Origin of the sequence: Paracoccus sp. (in: a-proteobacteria) (genome assembly GCF_030604785.1) — a bacterium.
GTDB lineage: Bacteria > Pseudomonadota > Alphaproteobacteria > Rhodobacterales > Rhodobacteraceae > Paracoccus.
On sequence record NZ_JAUVVF010000050.1, the window covers coordinates 1 to 20,003 of the forward strand.

Consider the following 20,003-nt stretch of genomic DNA (forward strand, 5'->3'; position numbering starts at 1 on the left):
GCCGCCCTTGCCGCGCGCGAGGCCGAGCGCCTGGCCTCGGATGCGCGCGAGGCCCGCGCCGCCCGCGAGGCCCGCGCCGAGGCCGCGCGCGAGGCCGAGGCCCAGGCCCGCGCCCGCATCGCCGAGGACACCGACCAGACGCCCGAGGCCCTGCTGGCGACCCTCGGCCAGATCGACGACCGCCCCGCCGAGACCGTCGAGGCCGAGATCGCCCGCCTGCGCGCGGCCCGCGACGCGCTTGGCGCCGTCAATCTGCGTGCCGACGAGGACAAGCTGGCGCTGGAGGCCGAGCGTGACCAGCTCGCGGGCGAAAAGAACGATCTGGAAGAGGCGATCCGCAAGCTGCGCGCCGGGATCGGCAGCCTGAACCGCGAGGGGCGCGAACGCCTTCTGGCCGCCTTCGAGACGGTGAACGCGAATTTCGCCACCCTCTTCACCACGCTCTTCGGCGGCGGCGAGGCGCGGCTGGTTCTGGTCGAATCCGATGACCCGCTGGATGCGGGGCTGGAAATCATGTGCCAGCCGCCGGGCAAGCGGCTTTCGACCCTCAGCCTGCTTTCAGGGGGCGAGCAGACCCTGACCGCCATGGCGCTGATCTTCGCGGTGTTTCTGGCCAATCCCGCCCCGATCTGCGTGCTGGACGAGGTAGACGCGCCCCTGGACGATGCCAATGTCAGCCGCTTCTGCGACCTGCTGGACGAGATGACCCGCCGCACCGATACGCGGTTCCTGATCATCACTCACCATGCCGTGACGATGGCGCGGATGGACCGGCTGTTCGGCGTGACGATGGTCGAACAGGGCGTCAGCCAGTTGGTCAGCGTCGATCTGAAACGCGCCGAGGCTCTGGTCGCCTGAGCCCGCCCGCGTTAGGGTCGCCCCGAACCCGAACCCAAGCGAGGACATCATGAGCGTCGAGAAAACCCTTGCCGAAAAAGGCATCACCCTGCCCGAAGCCCCCATGCCCGCCGCGAATTACGTCCCCTTCGTGCAGACCGGCAATCTGGTCTTCGTCTCGGGCCAGATCAGCGCCGACGAGAACGGCCTGATCACCGGCAAGCTGGGCGATGGCACCTCGGTCGAAGAGGGCGCCGCCGCCGCGCGCCGCTGCGGCTTGGCGCTGATCGCGCAGCTCAAGGCCGCCGTGGGCGATCTGGACCGCGTGGCCCGCGTCGTGAAGCTGACCGGCTTTGTCAATTCGACCCCCGATTTCACCGACCAGCCCAAGGTCATCAACGGCTGCTCGGACCTGATGGTCGAGGTCTTCGGCGATGCCGGGCGCCATTCCCGCGCCGCCGTCTCGGCGCCCTCGCTGCCCTTTGGCGTCGCGGTCGAGATCGAAGCCGTGTTCGAGATCCGCTGATGCTGGACCCGCGCTTCCTGACGATCCCGATCACGCATCGGGGCCTGCACGCGCCGGGCGTGCCGGAAAACAGCCTTGCCGCCGCCCGCGCCGCGATCGAGGCGGGATACGGCATCGAATGCGACATCCAGCCCGGCCCGGATGGCGAGCCGCTGGTGTTTCACGATTACCAGTTGCACCGCCTGACCGGCGCGCAGGGCTTCATCGCCGCGACCGATGCGGCGACGCTGGCCGGGCTGCGCCTGCTTGGCACGGACGAGCCCGTGCCGACGCTGCGCCAGTTTCTGGACCTGATCGCGGGCCGCGTACCCTTGCTGATCGAGATCAAGGATCAGGACGGCGCCTGCGGGCCGAATGTGGGCACGCTGCCCGCCCGCGTGGCCGAGGCTCTGGCGGGCTATGACGGCCCCGTCGCGGTCATGTCCTTCAACCCGCACATGATCGCCGCCTTCCGCGAGGCCGCGCCGCATGTGCCGGTCGGCCTGACCACCTGCGCCTTTGGCGAAGATGACTGGGCGCGCGTTCCTCCTGCGCGGCGGGACGAGCTGGCGGCAATTGCCGATTACGATGCGGTGGGCGCGTCCTTCATCTCGCATGACAAGGACGATCTGGACAATCCGCGCGTCGATGCGCTGCGCGCCGCCGGGGCGGGCATCCTGAGCTGGACGATCCGCTCATTGGCCGAGGAACAGGCGGCGCGGCGCATCGCGCAGAACGTCACCTTTGAAGGCTACCGCGCCGCATATTAGGCGGGCAATCTGCCCGTCCACCGTCGGGGCGCGCCACTGCGGCGCCCCGCCACACCGGCCCCTTGTCGGCGGGGGCCTGACAATGGCGCGCGGCCGCCCTATCTTCGGCCCCATGACCGACGCGTTGACGCTGAGCACCCATCCCTCGATCGCCGCCATCGACCCTCAGGACTGGGACGGGCTGGGCGACGGAAATCCCTTCACCTCGCACCGTTTCCTGCTGGCGCTCGAGCAGTCGCGCTCGGTCGGGACGGGGACGGGCTGGCAGCCCCTGCACCTGACGCTGGAGCAGGGGGGCCGCATTGTCGGCGCGGCGCCGCTTTACGCGAAGTCGCACAGCCAGGGCGAATACATCTTCGACCATGCCTGGGCGCAGGCCTATATGCGCGCGGGCGGGCATTACTATCCCAAGCTGCAATGCGCCGTGCCCTTCACGCCAGCCAGCGGTGCCCGGCTTCTGGCCCGCGACGACGTGATGCGCGCGGCCCTGCTGGAGGGGCTGACCGGTCTGGCCGAGAAGCTTCAGGTCTCGGGCGCGCATGTGACCTTTTGCACCGAGGCCGAATCGCGTCTGGGCGCCGAGGCCGGGTTCCTGCCACGCGTGACGCAGCAATATCACTGGATCAATCGCGGCTATGGCAGCTACGACGATTTCCTGGCCGCGCTGTCCTCGCGCAAGCGCAAGGACCTGCGCAAGGAACGCGCCCGCGCGCAGGCTTTCGGCGGGACGATCCGGCATCTGCGCGGCGACGATCTGAAGCCGCATCACTGGGACGCGTTCTGGGGCTTCTATCAGGATACCGGCGCGCGCAAATGGGGCCAGCCCTACCTGACCCGCGCGTTTTTCGACGGTATCCACGACACGATGCGCGACGAGGTGCTGCTGGTTCTGGCGGAACGCGACGGCCAGCCTATTGCGGGCGCGCTGAACTTCCTCGGCCCCGACGCCATCTACGGGCGCTACTGGGGCTGCGTCGAGGACCACGCCTTCCTGCATTTCGAACTGTGCTATCATCAGGCGATCGACCATGCGATCGCGCATGGCCTGGCGCGCGTCGAGGCCGGGGCGCAGGGCGACCACAAGCTGGCACGGGGCTACGAGCCGGTGCCGATCCATTCGCTGCACTGGGTCCGCGATGGCGGCTTCCTGCAGGCGCTGGCGAATTACCTGGCGCAGGAGCGGCGCGCCATGGCCGACGAGATCGAGGCCCTTGCCGGGTTCACACCCTTTCGCAAGGGCGATCCCGGGGGGTGAGGCCGGGGGGACTTTGCGTCCCCCCGGACCCCCCGCAGGATATTTCGTCCAAGGCAAAGACAGGAGGCTTGAGCGTCAGGCCTTTTCCAGCAGGGATTCGCCCGCGCTGATGCCGCAGCTGCCGGGGCTGTCTTCGACGTCGATCACCTCGAACGTGCCGTCGCGCAGAAGCGAGGCGAAGCGCTTGCAGCGGCCGAAGAAGCCGACCGGTGGGGCGTCGAAGTTCAGGCCGAGCGCCTTGGTCAGGCTGCCATCGGCATCGGCCAGGACCTCGATCCCGGCATTCTCGGCGCCGGTCGCGTCGGACCAGGCCTTGACCACGAAGGGGTCGTTCACCGCGATGCAGATGATCCGGTCGATGCCCTTCTGACGGAACGCGTCTGCGGTGCGCACGAAGCTGGGCATATGGGCATTCGTGCAGGTGCCGGTGAAGGCGCCCGGCAGACCGAAGAGCGCGATGCGCCCCTGCATCATGCTGTCGGTGGACAGGCTCTCGGGACCGTTCTCGCCGACGCGCAGCAATTGGCCTTGGGGCAGCTTGTCTCCGGTGGTGATGGTCATTGCACGCTCCTGAATTGCAACGGATTCGCGGTGACTATAGGCTGCGCCGCACATCGAGACCAGCGGGCAGGACAGCGGATGCGGATCGTGATCATCGGGGCCGGACAGGCGGCTGCTTCCATGGCGGCGCGGCTGCGCGCCAAGGGTCATGCGGGGCCGCTGACCGTGATCGGCGCCGAGCCCGTGGCCCCCTATCAGCGGCCGCCCCTGTCCAAGGCCTATCTGCTGGGCGAGATGGGTCTGGACCGGCTGACCCTGCGCGCCCCCGAATGGTGGCAGGCCCAGGGGATCGAGCTGCGTCTGGGCGAGACCGCGCTGGCCGTTGATCCTGAGGCGCGCAGGATCACCACCGATCGGGGCGTCTTGGATTACGACGCGCTTGGCCTGACGCTTGGCGCCGCGCCCCGGCGTCTGCCTGCCGCGATGGGCGGCGATCTGCCTGGCACGCATGTCCTGCGCGATCTGGGCGATATCGACGCGCTGGCCCCGCTGATGGTGGCGGGCGCGCGGCTTGTCGTCGTCGGCGGCGGCTATATCGGGCTGGAGGCTGCCGCTGTGGCGCGCAAGCTGGGCCTCGAGGTCACGCTGATCGAGGCCGCCCCGCGCATCCTCGGTCGTGTCGCCGCGGCCGAGACGGCCGAGATGATCCGGGCGCTGCATCAGGCGCATGGGGTGCGCATCATGGAGGGCGTGGGGATCACCCACATCACCGGCACCGACCGCGCAACCGGGGTCGCATTGAACGACGGGCGGGTGATCGAGGCCGATCTGATCATCCAGGGGATCGGCGTGCAGCCGCGCACCGATCTGGCGCGGGATGCCGGGCTGGCGCTGGAGAACGGCATCCGCACCAATCTGCGCGGGCGCTGTTCGCTGCCGGGGATCTGGGCTGCGGGCGATTGCGCCAGCCTGCCGCATGAGGGGGCGCAATTGAGGCTGGAAAGCGTCGGCGCGGCGATCGACATGGCGGAATGCGTGGCCGACGACATGCTGGGGCAGGGGCGCGACCTTGTCCTGCGACCGTGGTTCTGGTCGGACCAGTTCGATGCCAAGCTTCAGATCGCGGGGCTGAATGCGGGCCATGACCATGTCGTGACGCGCGCCGGTTCGGGCGATCACGCGGGCTCGGTCTGGTATTACCGTGCCGGGCGGCTCATTGCGGTCGATGCGCTGAACGATCCGCGCGCCTACATGATCGGCAAGCGCCTGATCGAGGCCGGACTGAGCCCTGCGCCCGAGCAGGTTGCCTCGGCGCCCGATCTCAAGGCGCTGCTGGCATGAGGATCGTCGGCGGCAGCCTGCGCGGGCTGAAGCTGGCCGAACTGGGCGCGGGCGATCCGGCGGCGCATCTGCGGCCCACCACCGACCGCGTGCGCGAAGCGATCTTCAACCTGCTGGTCAATGGCCGACACGGCAATCCTCTGCCCGGGGCGCGGGTTCTGGATCTCTTCGCCGGAACCGGCGCGTTGGGGATCGAGGCATTGTCGCGCGGGGCGGCGCATCTGACGCTGGTCGACGAGGGGCGCGCGGCGCAGGGGTTGATCCGGCAGAACCTGAAGCTGGCGCGCTGCGCCGACCGGGCGCGGCTGGTCGCGCGCGATGCGACGCGGCTGGGCGCGGCGGATATCGCGCCGCATGATCTGGTCTTTCTGGACCCGCCCTATGCGCAGGGTCTGGGCGAGGCTGCCCTCGCCTCGGCGCATCAGGGGGGCTGGATCGCCCCCGGCGCGACCATCTTGTGGGAGGAGAGCCGCCCGCCGCGCCTGCCCGCCTGGGCGCGTCTGCTGGATCAGCGCAGCTATGGCGGCACGGTCGTTTCCCTGCTGCGCCTGCCGCCAAAGGCCGCGGACGGCACGGAAATGTGACGCTGCCCGGCTTGCCGGCGCCGCGCCCGCCCGCCACGCTGCCGCAAGGAGGTACGACCATGTTCGCCACAAGACCCGCCCTGACCCTGATCCTGATGACCGCGCTGGCCGCGCCCCTGGCCGCGCAGGACCATTCCCATGCCGGGCATGACCACGGCGCCCCCGCCGCGGCCGAAGCCGATGCCCCCCCTTCGACCCGCGCCTATGTCGAGGCGATGGACCGGATGCACGAGGATATGGCCATCGAATACAGCGGAAACGCCGATATCGACTTTCTGCGCGGCATGATCCCGCATCACGAAGGCGCGGTGGCCATGGCCCAGATCGTTCTGGAACACGGCACCGATCCCGAGATCCGCGCCCTGGCGGTCGAGATCATCGAGGCGCAGGAGGCCGAGATTGCCCTGATGCGCGAATGGCTGGAGAACATGACGGAGGAGGACGCGGCCCAATAGGGCCGCGCGCTCAGTCGCGCCGGGCCAGCGAGGCGGCGGCGGCCTCCAGCGCGCCGGTGCCGTGGGGGATGTCCAGCGCGATCAGCCCGGCCTGCATTGCCCCAAGCGTCCCCATCAGCATCGCTGCGTTGCAATGGCCCATATGCGCGACGCGCAGCGCGCCGGCCGGATCGGCCGCGCCCAAGCCCACGCCAAGCGTGACGCCGCATTCCGCCGTCACCCATGCCCGCAATTTGTCCGCGCCCGGCATCGTCACCGCCGTGACCGAGGCCGCGCGCGCCGCCGGGTCCGCCACGCTGGCCCGGATCGCCGGATGGCCCGCCCCCCAGGCATCGACCGCCGCCCAGACCGCGCGGGCCAGCCGCGCATGGCGGCGCCAGACGGCCTCCAGCCCTTCCTCGTCCAGGATCATCCGCAGCGCCTCGTCCAGCCCATAGACTTGCTGGACCGGCGGCGTGCCGCCCCAGAAGCGCCACAGCGCCTCGGCCCCGGCGCGCAGGTGCCAGTCCCAATAGGGCGTCGTCAGGCCGCTGCGACCGCGTGCGGCGGCCTTGTCGGAAAACCAGACGAAGGCCGTGCCGGGCAGGCACATCAGCCCTTTTTGGCTGGCCGCGATCAGCACGTCGACGCCCCATTCGTCCATCCGCATCGGTGCGCAGCCAAGCGAGGCGATGGCATCCACGACCAGCAAGGCCGGGTGATCGCCCATCGCGGCGCGGATCGCGGGGATGTCGGCCATGGTCGCGCTGGCCGTGTCGGTCTGGCAGACCATGACGGCCTGAAGACGGTGCTGCCGGTCCTCGTCCAGCCGTGCCGCGATCCGCGCGGGATCGGGCGGCAGGTTGCCGAAATCCAGCCGTTCCACGGCGACGCCCATCGTCTCCAGCGTCTCGGCCCAGGACCGGCCGAAATGGCCGCAGGTGACGACCAGAACCGCGTCGCCCTTGTCGAACAGGTTCGCGGCGGCGGCCTCCCATCCGGCATGGCCATTGCCGATATAGGGCGCCAGATGCGCCTGCGTCCCCGCCAGCCGCTTCAGCTGCGCCATGACCGACAGGTTCAGTTCTGCCAGAGGCTCGGCATAGATGTCGGGCGAGGCGCGGTGCGCGGCGTTCAGCACCCGCATCGGCAGGGGCGAGGGGCCGGGGATGGCAATGATTTCGTGACCTTGGGACAGGCTCATGCGCGGCTTTCCTTCACATCGTGCAGAATCGGTAGGGCGGTGCGCGGGCGCCGTCAACGGGCGTCTTCGGTGGCGGGGCGCCGGCCGCGCGGCTGCGGGGGCCTGTCGCCTTGCCGCCTGCCGCCCGGGCCGTTATGCCTTGGCCATGGCCCGCCCGGACGGCGCGCCAAGAAGGAAAGGCCCGAGGATTGGACCCCCGCCCCGAGACGCCCGCCGCGCCGCCGCCCCCGGCCCAAGCCGCGCCTCTGGCCGCGCCCCAGCCGGTCGTGCAGCCGCATATCGGTTCCAGCCATGTGCAGGGCCTGCTGCGGCGGATGTGGGGGGATTACCTCCGCCCGCACCGCGCGGCGATGATGGTGGCCTTCGCGCTGATGACGGTCGAGGGCTCGACCCTCGCGCTGATCTCGTGGATGCTGAAGCCGCTTTTCGACCGCGTCTTCATCGGACAGGAGGAAGGCGCGCTGTGGTGGGTCGGGACGGCCATCTTCGGGGTGTTCCTGCTGCGCGCGGTGACGCTGGTCTCCAGCCGTGCGCTGCTGACGCGAATCTCGCTGTCGGTCTCGACCCGGATGCAGACGGACCTTCTGGCGCATATCCTGACGCTGGACAGCCGCTTCTTCCGCGACAACCCGCCCGGCGCCATGATCGAGCGGGTGCAGGGCGACACGATGGCCGTTCAGGGGGTCTGGGCCACGCTGATCACCGGGGCCACGCGCGACGCCATCGCGCTGGTCATGCTGTTCGCGGTGGCGGTGAATATCGACCCCTGGTGGACGATGGCCGCGCTGGTGGGCGCGCCGATCCTGATCCTGCCCGCGGCGCTGGTGCAGCGCTACATCCGCCGCAAGATGCGCCAGACCCGCGCCAATGCCAGCCTGCGCGCCATGCGTCTGGATGAGGTGCTGCACGGCATCGCTTCGATCCGCCTGAACCGGGCCGAGGCCGACCAGACCGCGCGGTTCGCGGCCATCGTCGGCCGCATCCGGCAGGCGGAAACCAAGGTCGCGGCGACATCCTCGGTCATCCCGGCGCTGACCGATATCGTGACCGGCATCGGCTTCATCGCGGTGCTGGCGCTAGGCGGGCGCGAGGTGATGGAGGGCACGCGCAGCGTGGGCGATTTCATGGCCTTCTTCACCGCCCTGGCGCTGGCCTTCCAGCCCATGCGCCGGCTGGGCGGGCTTGCGGGGACCTGGCAGACGGCGGCCGCCAGCCTTGAGCGGATCTACCAGGTCTTTGACACCAAGCCGACAGTCGTGTCGGGCGCCCGGCTCGATCCGCCGTCCCATACCGCCATCGTGCTTGACGATGTGTGGCTGTCCTATGACGGCCAGCCGGTCCTGCGCGGGCTGACTTTCACCGCCGAGGCCGGGCGCACCACGGCGCTGGTCGGCCCGTCTGGCGCAGGAAAATCCACCGTCTTCAACCTGCTGACCCGGATGATCGACCCGGAACGGGGGCAGGTGACATTGGGCGGTGTCCCGGTGCGCGACTATGATCTGGGCGTGCTGCGCGACCAGTTCTCGACCGTGGCGCAGGAATCGGCTCTGTTCGACGAAAGCCTGCGCGACAACGTGCTGATGGGCCGCCCCTCGGCCAGCGAGGCCGATCTGGCCCGCGCGCTGGATGCGGCGCATGTCAGCGACTTTCTGGACGAGACGCGCAGCCTCGACAGCCCGGCCGGGCCGCGCGGCTCGGCCCTGTCGGGCGGTCAGCGCCAGCGCATCGCCATCGCCCGGGCGATCCTGCGCGACGCGCCCGTCCTGCTGCTGGACGAGGCGACCAGCGCGCTGGACACGGCCAGCGAAAGGCTGGTGCAGGACGCGCTGGACCGGCTGTCGCAGGGGCGCACCACGCTGGTCATCGCGCACCGTCTGTCGACCATCCGCAACGCCGACAAGATCGTTGTCCTGGATGCGGGCCGGGTTGTCGAACAGGGCAGCCATGACCAGTTGATGGCAAGGGGCGGCGCCTATGCCCGCCTTGTCGCACTTCAATTCGGAGCCGAGACATGAGCCGCCAGATCATCCGCGTCACCGGCGAGGACCGCGAGACCTTCCTGCAGGGCCTCGTCACCAATGACGTGCGCCGCGCCCCCTGCTGGGCGGCGATCCTGACCCCTCAGGGCAAGTATCTGGCCGATTTCCTGATCGTTCCGGCCCCCGAGGCGCTGCTGATCGACGTCGATGCGCGGCTGGCCGACGACCTGATGCGACGGCTCTCGATGTATCGCCTGCGTTCGCGCGTGGCGCTGGACGCGGTGGACATGCCGGTCGCCCGCGGCACCGGGGCGGCGCCTGAAAACGCCATTCCCGATCCGCGCCACCCCGCCCTTGGCTGGCGCCTTTACGGCGAGGCGGGCGAGGATGGCAGCGACTGGGACGCGATCCGGGTCGAGCATCTGATCCCCGAAAGCTTGGCCGAGCTGATCCCGAACGAGACCTACATCCTCGAAGCCGGGTTCGAGCGCCTGAACGGCGTGGATTTCCGCAAGGGCTGCTACGTCGGGCAAGAGGTCACCGCCCGCATGAAGCACAAGACCGAGCTCCGCAAGGGCCTGGCCCGCCTGCGCATCTCCGGCGAGGCCGCCCCCGGCACGCCCATCACCCATGCGGGGCGCGAGGTCGGCACCCTGCACACGCAATCGGGCGGGCGCGCTCTGGCGCATGTCCGCTTCGACCGCGTCGCGCCGGGGATGGAGGCTGCCGGGGCGCGGCTCGACCCCGACACATGAGCGAACGGGCCGACCCGCCCGGCCCCCTTTCCGGCGCAGGCGAGATGCAGGACAGCCCGCGCAGGATCGTCCATATCGACATGGACGCCTTCTATGCCTCGGTCGAACAGCGCGACAATCCCGACCTCCGCGGCAAGCCGGTCGCGGTGGGCGGCTCGGCGGCGCGCGGTGTCGTCGCGGCCGCCAGCTACGAGGCCCGCGCCTTCGGCGTGCGCTCGGCCATGCCCTCGCTGCGCGCGGCGCGGCTCTGTCCCGACCTGATCTTTGTGCGCCCGCGTTTCGATATCTACCGCGCAGTCAGCCAGCAGATCCGCGCGATCTTCGCCGACTACACCCCGTTGGTCGAACCGCTCTCCCTGGACGAGGCCTATCTGGACCTGACCGACCACCTGTCAGGACGCACCGCCACCGCCATCGCACAGGAAATCCGCGCCCGCATCCACGCGGCGACGGGCCTGACGGCCAGCGCGGGCGTCAGCTACAACAAGTTCCTGGCGAAACTGGCCTCCGACCAGAACAAGCCCGACGGGCTCTGCGTCATCACCCCCGAACGCGGTCCCGATTTCGTGCTGACCCTGCCGGTGGGCAAGTTCCACGGCATCGGCCCCGCCACGGCGTCGCGGATGCAGGCGATGGGCATCCACACCGGCGCCGACCTGCGCGCCCAGAGCCTCGATTTCCTCACCCGCCGCTTCGGCAAGTCGGGGCAATATTACTGGAACATCGCAAGGGGCATCGACCACCGCCGGGTCAGCCCCGACCGCACCCGCAAATCCATCGGCGCCGAGAACACCTATCCCGCCGACCTGATGACGCTGGACCAGGCGGCCGATGCGCTGATCCCTCTGGCCGCCAAGGTCTGGACGGCCGCAACGCGGCACCGGATGAGGGGCCGCACGGTCACGCTCAAGGTCAAGTTCGCCGATTTCCACCAGATCACCCGGGCCCGCACGCTGCCCCAGCCCGTCGCGTCCGAGGCGCAATTGCTGGCCCTCGCCCGCGATCTGGGCGCGACCGTCCTCCCCGATCCGCGCGGCGCCCGCCTTCTGGGCATCACTCTCTCGCATTTTGACAGCGATGACGGCACGGCCGCGCAACTCGACCTTTTCGGCGATCCGGCCTGACCGTCCTTTGCCTTGGCTCAAATATCCTCCGGGGGTCCGGGGGTGGAAAACCCCCGGCCATCGCGGGACGCAAAAAAGCCCCGCGCGAGGTCTCGCGCGGGGCTTTCCGGTGCCGTCGCACGCGGGAATCAGGCGCGTTCGCTGTATTCGAACAATTCCGTGTTCACCACGATCTGCTCGCCCTCGCCGACGAAGGGCGGGATCATGATGCGCACGCCGTTGTCCAGGATCGCCGGCTTGTAGCTGTTCGCCGCGGTCTGGCCCTTCACGACCGGCTCGGTCTCGGCCACGGTGCAGGTGACCTTCTGCGGGATGGACACGGACAGCGCCTCTTCCCCGTAATATTCGATCGTCGCGGTCATGCCGTCCTGCAGGAAGGGGCGGCGGTCGCCCAGCAGTTCGGCATCCAGCTCGGTCTGCTCGAAGGTCTCGCTGTCCATGAAGACCAGCTTGCCGTCGGTTTCATACAGGAATTGCTGGTCCTTCTGGTCCAGGCGCACGCGCTCGACCTTGTCTTCCGACCGGAAGCGCTCGTTCAGCTTGCGGCCGTCGCGCAGGTTCTTCATCTCGACCTGGGCGAAGGCGCCGCCCTTGCCGGGCTTGACATGGCTGACCTTGACGGCGGCCCACAGGCCCCCGTCATGCTCCAGCACGTTGCCGGGGCGGATTTCGTTGCCGTTGATCTTGGGCATTGGATGGGTCTCGTCGGTTTGCGGAAAAATCAGGCCGTCCGGGGCGTTGAACGACCGCTTGGCGCCCCTATATCGGGGCCTGCGGTATGAGGCAACCAAATCGGGCTTGTGGCGTTGTCAAGGGACGCGGTGCGGCAAAATCGCGCCTCGGGCCCGGAAATGCGAAAGTTTTTGCCCTGTCTTTGCATGACATGCAGTAGAGACATGGCAGACATGCGGCAGCAGGAATACCGAATCGGCGGCGAAACAGGGTAAGCCCTGCGGCACCGTCGGAGAAACGGAACGATAACCAGGGGCATGCCAAACCTGCCCCGAAGGCTTCTTTTGCCCGAAGAGGCCGCAGAGATGGACGAAAAAGATGCGCGATTTTGTTGACGGCTCGGCTTTCAATTTCGAACAAGGCCAGCGGGCCCGCAAGCTGTTTGCGGCCGTGGTGCTGGCGGCTCTGGATGATGCCATTGCCGACGACAAGAAATATGGCAACGGCCCCGAGCAGATCGCCCGGTGGGCGCGTTCGCGCGATGGGCGCGAGGTGCTGTCCTGCGCCGGGATCGACCCGAACGAGCGTGTGGTGAAGGGCCTTATGGAATTCGTGTCCAAGGGCGTGCGCACCTCGGTCGCGCTGTCGCGCGAAGAGAGCGAGCGTCGCATGGCTGCCGAGGCGGACGAGGCCGAAGCCGCCTGATCGCGCCGCATCCGCGTATCAAGGGCCGTCCCGCAGGGGCGGCCTTTTGCGTCAGAGCCGCGTGATCACGCGCTGCGAATAGAAATGCCGCACATCCTCGGCGTTGCAAAGCTGTGTCGCGGGGGTCATCACCGCCGCCGAGGCCGCTGCCGTGCCAAGGGCCAGCGCCTCCTGGGCGGGCCATCCGCGCGCCATGGCCAGCACGAAGCCTGCCACGAAGCTGTCGCCCGCGCCGACCGCGCTGACCACCTTGACCGGGGCAGCCGCCGCGTGCCAGGCGCCCTCGGGCCCGGCAATGACCGAGCCGTCGGCGCCCCGCGCCACGATCACCGACCGCGCGGCGCCGTGCTGGACCAGCCCCGCAGCGAATTCGGCGCTGTCCTCTCGGGCGGGCAGGGGGCGACCTGCCAGTTCCTCGGCCTCGTGGCTGTCCATCCGCAGCACGTCGACGGGGATCGAGGATCCGGCTAGCGCCCTCAGCGCCTCGCCCGAGGTATCCACCAGAAGTTTCGCGCGCCCGTCCTTCAGGCGCACGGTCAGCATCTGCTCGAATCCCGGAGCGATGCCCGGGGGGTTCGATCCCGACACGACGACCCAGCCCCCGGCCAGCGCGGCCTCGGCAATGGCGGCGATGGTGCCGGCAAGCTGCGTCATGTGCCATTCGGGGCCGGGCATCACGAAGCGGTATTGCCCGCCCGTCGCCCGGTCGGTGACGGCCAGCGATTGCCGCGTCTCGCCCGGCGCGGTCAGGCGCAGCACGTCAAGGCCCGCCTCGCGCAGCATGTCCGCCATCCGCGCCCCGGTCGCGCCGCCTAGCGCGACCATCGCGGTGGATTGGCCGCCGATGATCTTGATCGCGCGGCTGACATTGATGCCGCCGCCGCCCGGGTCCATCACCGGCTTGTCGCAGCGCAGCTTGAGGTCGGGAACGACGCTGTCGGCGGCGGTGGACAGGTCCAGCGCCGGGTTCAGCGTGACCGTCAGGATGGGGGCCTGGCCGCTCATTCCCACCACTTGTCGATGCGGGCGATGTCGTCATCCGACCAGCCGAAATGATGCGCCATCTCATGCGTGACGATATGCACGACAAGATCGCCAAGCGACACATCCCCGCGCGAGGCCCATTCGTCGAGGATCGGGCGGCGATAAAGCCAGATGATGTCGGGCTGGCCCGGCTGGTCGCTGACCGACTTTTCCGTCAGCGGCACGCCGTCATAGAGGCCGGTCAGTTCGAACGGGTCGTCGATCTGCAATTCGTCCAGCACGTCGTCGGGGGCGAATTCGGCCACGCGGATGGCGACGCCCGCCGCACCCTCGGCGAATTCGGCGGGCAGGCCGGTCAGTGCGCTGCGTGCCATCGCCTCGATCTCGGCTGCATCCGGGGGGGTCAGCCCGTCCCAATCGGTCATTCGCGCCTCCTGCGTTCAGCCCCTGATATGGACAAAAAGCGCCGCCTGTGAAAGAGCGATGCCAACAGGAGACGTCCCATGACCATCACTCGCTTCGCGCCCTCGCCCACGGGCCATATCCATGTGGGCAACCTGCGCACCGCGCTGTTCAACTATCTGATCGCCCGAAAGACCGGCGGCACCTTCATCCTGCGCCTGGACGATACCGACCAGGAGCGCAGCAAGGAGGAATATGTCGATGGCATCAAGCGCGATCTCGACTGGCTGGGCCTGCACTGGGACCGCGTCGAGCGTCAGTCCCTGCGGCTGGACCGCTACCGCGCCGAGGCCGAGGCGCTGAAGGCGTCGGGGCGCCTCTACGAGGTGTTCGAGACCCCGACCGAACTGGACCTCAAGCGCAAGAAGCTGCTGAACATGGGCCGCCCGCCGGTCTATGACCGCACCGGCCTGTCGCTGACGGATGCCGACAAGGACCGTCTGAGGGCCGAAGGGCGCGAGGGTTACTGGCGCTTCCTGCTTGAGCAGGAGCGGATCGAATGGACCGACGGGATTCTGGGCGACATCTCGATCGATGCGGCCTCGGTCAGTGACCCGGTGCTGATCCGCGCGGACGGTCAGGTGCTCTACACCTTCGCCAGCAGCGTGGATGATACCGACATGGGTGTGACCCATATCGTGCGCGGGTCCGACCATGTGACGAACACGGCGACGCAGATCCAGATCATCAAGGCCATCGGCGGCACGCCCCCGGCCTTCGCCCATCATTCGCTGCTGACCGGCGCCAAGGGCGAGGAGCTGTCCAAGCGCATCGGCGCCCTGTCCCTGAAAGACCTGCGCGAGGCGGGCGTGGCGCCCGAGGCGCTGATCTCGCTGATGGCGCGGCTGGGATCGGGCGTGCCGGTGGGGCTGGCCTCGCTGGACGAGCTGGCGCAGAGCTTCGATCTGGGCCAGTTCGGCGCCTCGCCCACCAAGTTCGACGCCGAGGATCTGTGGCCGCTGACGCGAGAGCGCAACCAGTCGCTGCCCTTCGATCAGGTCGCGGACCGCATCGCGGCGCTTGGCGTTCCGGCTGACCAGGCCGAACGGTTCTGGCGCGTCGCCTCGCAGAACATCACGCGGCTGGAGGATCTGGCCGATTGGTGGCGCATCTTCAGCGAAGGCGCCGAGCCGCAGATCGATCCCGAGGATGCCGATTTCGTGGCGCAGGCGATGGCGCTGCTGCCCGAAGGGCCGTTCACCGACGCGACCTGGGGCGAGTGGACGGCCTTGGTCAAGGACGCCACCGGCCGCAAGGGCAAGGCACTGTTCATGCCGCTGCGCAAGGCCGTGACCGGCCAGGCGCATGGCCCGGACATGTCCGAGGTGATGCCCCTGCTGCGCGTGGTGAAGGCGCGCGCCTGATTGCGTCCCGCGGCGTGGCGGGGGGCTTGCCGCCCCCCGCACCCCCCGCTGCGGCGCATGGATGGGCGCCCCCTTGCGCCTGTTCGACAAACTGCGCCAAGCGCCCAGATTTCGGTCGAAAAGCGCTTGACGCCATCCCGGCGGTCCCTTAGATCGCGCTCACCGTGGCGGAGTAGCTCAGTTGGTTAGAGCAGCGGAATCATAATCCGCGTGTCGGGGGTTCGAGTCCCTCCTCCGCTACCACGGTTTTTCCCTTATCGCATTGCTGGCAAAGGAAAATCCGGGTTTCCGATTTTCCCAGACCCACCATTAGACCCACCAGCGCGACGGCGCTTGAACGGGTTTCAGCGGCGGGACCGGGCTTGCTTGAAGCTCGGACGCGGGCGCCCCATCAGATCGGCGGCGTCCTCGAGGACCTTACGCCCCTCGGCAGGGGTAAGCCGCCAATGCCCGGCCATGACGCGCCAGTCGGCCAGGTCGCGCGGGCTCACGCCTGCGGACCATCGCACCATCAGCCAGCCCACGGCAGCGATCCGGAACTTGTCCAGCTCGGCGGCCTTCTCGGGCGTCAGAAAGAGGCGAACGATTCGCGCGTTGAAGGCGTGGGATGCGTCGATGAGGCCGCGCCCATGCGTGACCAGCTCGCCGCGCTGGCGCATTTGCCAAACCCGGCGCGGGCTGACGCCAAGGTATTCGGCCAAGCGCGGCGCGGTGATCACGATTGCGCCCGACTCGGCATAGGCCGTGCCGGGCGCGTCTATGCGTTGCCGGGGCATTATTCCGGCGCGGCGGGGGCGTTCTGACCCAGGGCGAAGCTCTCCGGGTGGCGAACGGCAATATCGACGTCCTGGAACGCGCGCAGCACCAGCCCGTCAGAGGCCGCCAGCGTCCAGGTATCGGCGCGCAGGTCGAGGCCCGACCACATGCCAACCAGAAGATCGGTCCAGTTGCCAAAGAAGGCATCGCCCGGCCGGGCTTGGTTCGACTTGATCCGGCGATAGCCGTTCACCGTCTCGCCCGCCTCGATAAAGACCGGGGCGCCCGGCTCGAGAACGGTCGTTTTCAGGTGGCCCGACATGGCGGCGCCGTAGATGTAGCGCAAGGCGCCCTGGTCGGCATTGGCGGCCGCGATCCGGGTTTCAAGCTCGACGATCTCGGCAAAGGTCGGGCGGGCGGCGGTGGCCCAGTTCAGCGCGTTCGCGGCGATGATCTCGCGCAGGCCGGTCGGGGCGTGCGGGCTGGGATGCCCGTTCAGCGCGGCAGCGTCGATTGCCAGGGCGATGCCCGCGACCAGATCATTCCGCACCATCGATTCCACGGCGGGCGTGGATTGCAGCAAAAGGCGGCGGGTGATCGGGACGGATGCGGCCACGGTCTTTGGCGACATCATCACAACGTCGGTCGTGGGGCGCGAGTCCGTGACCGAACCGCCCTCGGCCAGCCATTCGGCAGTCGCGCCGCCCGCAAGACGCGGGATTGCGACGTTCCCGACCAGACCCTGAAGCATGGTCGCGCCCGCCTGCATGATCGAAAGGCGGTTCCGCAGAATGTCGATGAAGTTCCCGGCCAGCAGATCGGTTGCCACCAGCTCGGCGCCCTGGTTGGCGGTCTGGGTGTTCAGCGCGCCGCCGAAGTTGCGCGACAGCAGCACGTCGGGCGGGATGAACGCGCCTTGGGGCTCACGGCCGGTGCGGCGGGCGAAGGCCCGGCTGCATTCCAGCTCGAAGGCGGCGGCCTCGGCGCTCTCGGCGGTCGGGGCGGCAAGGTGCCGGATCAGGGCCATGAATGAGAAGCGGCCCGCCTCACGCTCGGTAAGGCCGATGCTGCCCCCGTCACGAAGCGGCTGATTGCCGTTCGCGTTCATGTGCTCGAGGATACGGGCCTGCATTTCCTCCGGACCGCCACCAGCGCGCAGGACCTCGGCCGCAAGGGCGTCGTGGTTGTAGACGCGGCCCAGCTCGAGGACGGCGGTAACGCGATCTTCTTCGCCTTGGGTGCTGGCGCTGGTGGGCGCGGTGTTGGTCTTGGGCGGCATGGGTTCTCCTGCTTGTCTGGCGTCCCGACCGACGCCAACCGTCGGGTCTGCGGGAACGGATACGATGGAAATTTCAAACGGCTCCCAGTCGGTCACGCGCGCCAGATCGGCGGCGCCCTTGCGGGTCTCGACCTCGATTGCGTGGACCTGATAGCCGACGGAAACATGCCGGCGGATGCCGTCGGCAATGTCCTGGAACATTTCGCGCGATGCGGCGCTGTTGCCGAAGCGCAGCACGGCGCGGGCGCGGCCCTTGTCGATCGACACGGATTCGACCACTCCGACCTGACTTTCCCAGTCGTGATTGACTAGGACGGCAGCACCATCGCGCAGGCGGTCGGATCGCATGGCCTCGGGGCTGACGATCAAGACCTCATCCCCGAACCAGCGCGCAACGGGCGCCTCGCTGGCAAAGGCGACCTCGACCGTCCGCGCCTCGGCGTTGATCGGCCCGACAGTGGCGGCCCGGTTCAGCCCCTCGGCGGCGCGGCGCCGGATTTCTGCGGCCGTGACCGTCATTCGACGCCACCCAAGGCGAAGCTCGACAGGCGCCGGACAAGGAACGCCACGTCGGCAAAGGCGCGCAGGGTGACGGTATCGCTTGCCGCGCCCGGCGCCGGATCAACGCGAAGGTCGAGCCCGCCCCATTGCCCGATGATCAGATCCGAGAAGCCACCGCAGATCAGGTCGGTGTCGGGCATGGCCGGGGTGATCAGCGCGGGTTGATCCGCAATCTGACCATCCTTCAGGACGCGCTCGACCGTCGTTTCGAAGGTGGTCCGCAGAACATGGGCCATCAGCGGCGACAGGATGAAAACCGGATCGGCGGCGTTGCCTTCCTGAACGGCGCGCAGAAGGTCGGACGCTTGCGCCCACGGGGCCGAGTTCCAGACTGGCAAGCTCGCTGGCGCGTTCGCGCAGGCCGGCAGAAAGGTAGTCGCCGTTGATGACTAGATCCCCGCCGGTATCGTCGCGGCCGTTGACGATGACATGCACATGAGGATGGCCGGTGTTGTAGTGGTTGACGGCGACCCAATCGAGTTTCGTGCCGAGGTCGGCTTCCACCTGTTTCATGAAATCGCGGGTGTAGGCTGTGAGGTCCGACAACTCCGCGCCGTCCTCGGGCGAGACGATGAATCTCAACTGATGGCGGTCGTCCTTGCCGCGATCAAGGAAGGCGTCGCCGTCGGCGCGGTCCTCGGTCCCCGAATAGAGCTGGCCGCGCTCTCGGTCGCGCGATGTTCCGTCACGCTGGATATAGCGCAGATGCGCGCGGGCACGGCCGCCCTTCCATGCGGTCCGGACGCTGCGCTGCTTGACGATCACACGGCGGCTGCCCGGCTGGCGATGATGCCAGTTGCCGGATATGTTGCGGGCGCGCACGAAGCTCGCGCCCCTGCCTCGCTTCACGCCCTTGCCGCTGGCGACCATGGCGCGGGACCGCCCCGGCGATGACGGGCGGGTGGATGACAGCGTGGAAGGATCGCGGGAGGCTGCCGCCTGATGCTGGCGGGTGATCTTCCTGACCTGCGCGAGGAAGCTCTTGGGTCTCCCAGCCTTCGGCGTGTCGGATCGGATGCGGCCGGGCGTCGGTCGGAAGCGATTCTCGTCGTCTGCGCTCAAGGACGCGACTCCGGCTGAAACTGACGAGAACGGGCCGATATGGGCCTGTGGTGCCGCTCAAATCCCAGCAAAACCAAGGCTTTGCGAAAAATCGCGGCACACGGGGCCGATGACCATGGTGCCGCTCGCGGCTGTCCTAACCAGCGTGCAGACAACAACAATTTCCGGAAGCGGCCCGACATGGTGCCGTCTTCTTTAATCTTGCCCTCCGCCCTTTCTGCCTTTTCTGCCCCTCCTGCCGGGATTCTAGCCGGGCAAAAATCTGCCTGACTGGATACCGGAATGAGCGCCACCAAGCGCGGGAACGCCGCCCTCATGGCGTTCCCGAACCGCTCGCGTTGGCGACGAAAATGCTGTCGCCCTGTGACTCCGCATCGACGGGGTCGCGCGCCGGAACGGTCGCGCGGGTGTCGCCGGATCGTGTGTCGGACGGCGGCGCGGCGACAGCCCGCGCGTCGCCCGGACGCATGACGAACAGCGGTGCCTCGCGCCAATCTGGCGGCGGTGGCGGTGCCGATGACGGCAGATCGTTTGCAGCCGCGCCGCCGAGGATCGGCGCGAGCGCGGCGACATAGGCCCGCGTTTCGGCCGGCAGGATGCGGCCGATCGCAAGGTACTCGTCATAGCGGCCGGGACCGGCATTGTAGGCCGCCAGCATCGCCGCGACATTGCCGTAGCGGTCGAACATTTCGCGTAGGTATCCGGGTGGGGTCTGCCGCGAAATGGATGCCGCCGCCTTGCGTTAGGGTCAGGACCCATTGATTTTCTTGAGGCTGTCCGGCCCGCGTGATTCAAGCTCCCGAACTGACGGGGGTGATGATGAGCAATCTTTTCTGGCTGACCGACGCGCAGATGGAGCGGTTGAAGCC

General features: G+C 68.6%; 20 protein-coding genes, 1 tRNA gene and 2 pseudogenes. 13 read left to right on the forward strand and 10 right to left on the reverse strand.

Features of this window, described 5'->3' with window-relative positions; genetic code table 11:
* The 4 genes and pseudogenes from QAR72_RS13905 to QAR72_RS13920 all read left to right on the forward strand — a co-directional run.
* Nucleotides 1-858: pseudogene (locus tag QAR72_RS13905) on the forward strand (chromosome segregation protein SMC); the annotation flags it as partial.
* Between the two features lie 49 nt (nucleotides 859-907).
* On the forward strand, nucleotides 908-1,363 hold the full coding sequence (locus tag QAR72_RS13910; RefSeq protein WP_304617981.1) for a RidA family protein: 456 nt from the start codon (nucleotides 908-910) through the stop codon (nucleotides 1,361-1,363).
* Nucleotides 1,363-2,112 carry a glycerophosphodiester phosphodiesterase family protein gene (locus QAR72_RS13915; protein ID WP_304617982.1) on the forward strand — a complete coding sequence of 250 codons (750 nt, stop codon included), beginning with the start codon at nucleotides 1,363-1,365 and terminating at the stop codon, nucleotides 2,110-2,112. The genes QAR72_RS13910 and QAR72_RS13915 overlap by 1 nt, the downstream gene beginning before the upstream one ends.
* A 112-nt stretch (nucleotides 2,113-2,224) precedes the next feature.
* A complete protein-coding gene (locus QAR72_RS13920; protein WP_304617983.1) occupies nucleotides 2,225-3,367 on the forward strand; it encodes a GNAT family N-acetyltransferase in 1,143 nt (380 codons plus the stop codon).
* 75 nt (nucleotides 3,368-3,442) lie between these two features.
* On the opposite strand, the gene QAR72_RS13925 is transcribed toward QAR72_RS13920, so the two are convergent.
* Complete coding sequence (locus QAR72_RS13925) at nucleotides 3,443-3,928, reverse strand: peroxiredoxin (RefSeq protein WP_304617984.1); 486 nt, start codon at nucleotides 3,926-3,928, stop codon at nucleotides 3,443-3,445.
* 78 nt (nucleotides 3,929-4,006) lie between these two features.
* Here QAR72_RS13925 and QAR72_RS13930 point away from each other — a divergent pair, with 78 nt between their 5' ends.
* From QAR72_RS13930 to copM, 3 genes are read left to right on the forward strand one after another with little or no spacing between them, the layout of a single operon-like run.
* On the forward strand, nucleotides 4,007-5,209 hold the full coding sequence (locus QAR72_RS13930) for an NAD(P)/FAD-dependent oxidoreductase (protein WP_304617985.1): 1,203 nt from the start codon (nucleotides 4,007-4,009) through the stop codon (nucleotides 5,207-5,209).
* Nucleotides 5,206-5,793 (forward strand): 16S rRNA (guanine(966)-N(2))-methyltransferase RsmD, encoded by a 588-nt coding sequence (gene rsmD, locus QAR72_RS13935; protein WP_304617986.1) that lies wholly within the window; start codon nucleotides 5,206-5,208, stop codon nucleotides 5,791-5,793. Before QAR72_RS13930 ends, rsmD begins: the two co-directional genes overlap by 4 nt.
* Before the next feature lie 59 nt (nucleotides 5,794-5,852).
* Nucleotides 5,853-6,248, forward strand: coding sequence for a CopM family metallochaperone (gene copM, locus QAR72_RS13940; RefSeq protein ID WP_304617987.1), 396 nt, complete (start codon nucleotides 5,853-5,855; stop codon nucleotides 6,246-6,248).
* Nucleotides 6,249-6,258: 10 nt separating this feature from the next.
* On the opposite strand, the gene QAR72_RS13945 is transcribed toward copM, so the two are convergent.
* Entirely contained in the window at nucleotides 6,259-7,431 is a 1,173-nt protein-coding gene (locus QAR72_RS13945) for a pyridoxal-phosphate-dependent aminotransferase family protein (RefSeq protein WP_304617988.1), read from the reverse strand.
* A gap of 314 nt (nucleotides 7,432-7,745) precedes the next feature.
* Between QAR72_RS13945 and QAR72_RS13950 the strand changes: the two genes are divergently transcribed.
* Genes QAR72_RS13950 through dinB form a run of 3 tightly spaced genes read left to right on the forward strand, consistent with a single transcriptional unit; the run spans nucleotide 7,746 to nucleotide 11,289 of the window.
* Nucleotides 7,746-9,446 carry an ABC transporter ATP-binding protein gene (locus QAR72_RS13950; RefSeq protein ID WP_304617999.1) on the forward strand — a complete coding sequence of 567 codons (1,701 nt, stop codon included), beginning with the start codon at nucleotides 7,746-7,748 and terminating at the stop codon, nucleotides 9,444-9,446.
* Nucleotides 9,443-10,165 carry a CAF17-like 4Fe-4S cluster assembly/insertion protein YgfZ gene (ygfZ, locus tag QAR72_RS13955; RefSeq protein WP_304617989.1) on the forward strand — a complete coding sequence of 241 codons (723 nt, stop codon included), beginning with the start codon at nucleotides 9,443-9,445 and terminating at the stop codon, nucleotides 10,163-10,165. Before QAR72_RS13950 ends, ygfZ begins: the two co-directional genes overlap by 4 nt.
* Nucleotides 10,162-11,289, forward strand: coding sequence for a DNA polymerase IV (gene dinB / locus QAR72_RS13960; protein ID WP_304617990.1), 1,128 nt, complete (start codon nucleotides 10,162-10,164; stop codon nucleotides 11,287-11,289). Before ygfZ ends, dinB begins: the two co-directional genes overlap by 4 nt.
* A gap of 128 nt (nucleotides 11,290-11,417) precedes the next feature.
* On the opposite strand, the gene efp is transcribed toward dinB, so the two are convergent.
* On the reverse strand, nucleotides 11,418-11,981 hold the full coding sequence (gene efp / locus QAR72_RS13965) for an elongation factor P (protein WP_304617991.1): 564 nt from the start codon (nucleotides 11,979-11,981) through the stop codon (nucleotides 11,418-11,420).
* A gap of 358 nt (nucleotides 11,982-12,339) precedes the next feature.
* On the opposite strand from efp, the gene QAR72_RS13970 reads away from it, so the two are divergent.
* Nucleotides 12,340-12,666, forward strand: coding sequence for a DUF6280 family protein (locus QAR72_RS13970; protein ID WP_101752457.1), 327 nt, complete (start codon nucleotides 12,340-12,342; stop codon nucleotides 12,664-12,666).
* Between the two features lie 51 nt (nucleotides 12,667-12,717).
* Here the strand turns inward: QAR72_RS13970 and QAR72_RS13975 are convergent, their stop codons facing one another.
* Both QAR72_RS13975 and QAR72_RS13980 read right to left on the reverse strand, forming a co-directional pair.
* Entirely contained in the window at nucleotides 12,718-13,671 is a 954-nt protein-coding gene (locus tag QAR72_RS13975; protein ID WP_304617992.1) for a 1-phosphofructokinase family hexose kinase, read from the reverse strand.
* Nucleotides 13,668-14,075, reverse strand: a complete 408-nt coding sequence (locus tag QAR72_RS13980; RefSeq protein ID WP_304617993.1) for a metallopeptidase family protein — start codon at nucleotides 14,073-14,075, stop codon at nucleotides 13,668-13,670. Before QAR72_RS13980 ends, QAR72_RS13975 begins: the two co-directional genes overlap by 4 nt.
* 78 nt (nucleotides 14,076-14,153) lie before the next feature.
* Between QAR72_RS13980 and gltX the strand changes: the two genes are divergently transcribed.
* Together gltX and QAR72_RS13990 are read left to right on the forward strand one after the other, a co-directional pair.
* Complete coding sequence (gene gltX, locus QAR72_RS13985) at nucleotides 14,154-15,476, forward strand: glutamate--tRNA ligase (protein WP_304617994.1); 1,323 nt, start codon at nucleotides 14,154-14,156, stop codon at nucleotides 15,474-15,476.
* Between the two features lie 166 nt (nucleotides 15,477-15,642).
* Nucleotides 15,643-15,719: transfer RNA gene (locus tag QAR72_RS13990), tRNA-Met, on the forward strand.
* Between the two features lie 101 nt (nucleotides 15,720-15,820).
* On the opposite strand, the gene QAR72_RS13995 is transcribed toward QAR72_RS13990, so the two are convergent.
* The 5 genes and pseudogenes from QAR72_RS13995 to QAR72_RS14015 form a co-directional block, all read right to left on the reverse strand.
* On the reverse strand, nucleotides 15,821-16,252 hold the full coding sequence (locus tag QAR72_RS13995; protein WP_304617995.1) for a hypothetical protein: 432 nt from the start codon (nucleotides 16,250-16,252) through the stop codon (nucleotides 15,821-15,823).
* The gene (locus QAR72_RS14000; RefSeq protein WP_304617996.1) at nucleotides 16,252-18,030 is read right to left on the reverse strand and encodes a phage major capsid protein; all 1,779 of its coding nucleotides are present in this window, start codon (nucleotides 18,028-18,030) and stop codon (nucleotides 16,252-16,254) included. The genes QAR72_RS13995 and QAR72_RS14000 overlap by 1 nt, the downstream gene beginning before the upstream one ends.
* Nucleotides 18,027-18,410: a phage major capsid family protein gene (locus tag QAR72_RS14005; RefSeq protein ID WP_304617997.1), complete on the reverse strand. Its 384-nt coding sequence runs from the start codon at nucleotides 18,408-18,410 to the stop codon at nucleotides 18,027-18,029. The genes QAR72_RS14000 and QAR72_RS14005 overlap by 4 nt, the downstream gene beginning before the upstream one ends.
* A gap of 70 nt (nucleotides 18,411-18,480) precedes the next feature.
* Nucleotides 18,481-18,942 (reverse strand): annotated as a pseudogene (locus QAR72_RS15680) (relaxase/mobilization nuclease domain-containing protein); the annotation flags it as partial.
* 505 nt (nucleotides 18,943-19,447) lie between these two features.
* Nucleotides 19,448-19,822 carry a lytic transglycosylase domain-containing protein gene (locus tag QAR72_RS14015; RefSeq protein ID WP_442953582.1) on the reverse strand — a complete coding sequence of 125 codons (375 nt, stop codon included), beginning with the start codon at nucleotides 19,820-19,822 and terminating at the stop codon, nucleotides 19,448-19,450.
* Between the last annotated feature and the right edge of the window lie 181 nt (nucleotides 19,823-20,003).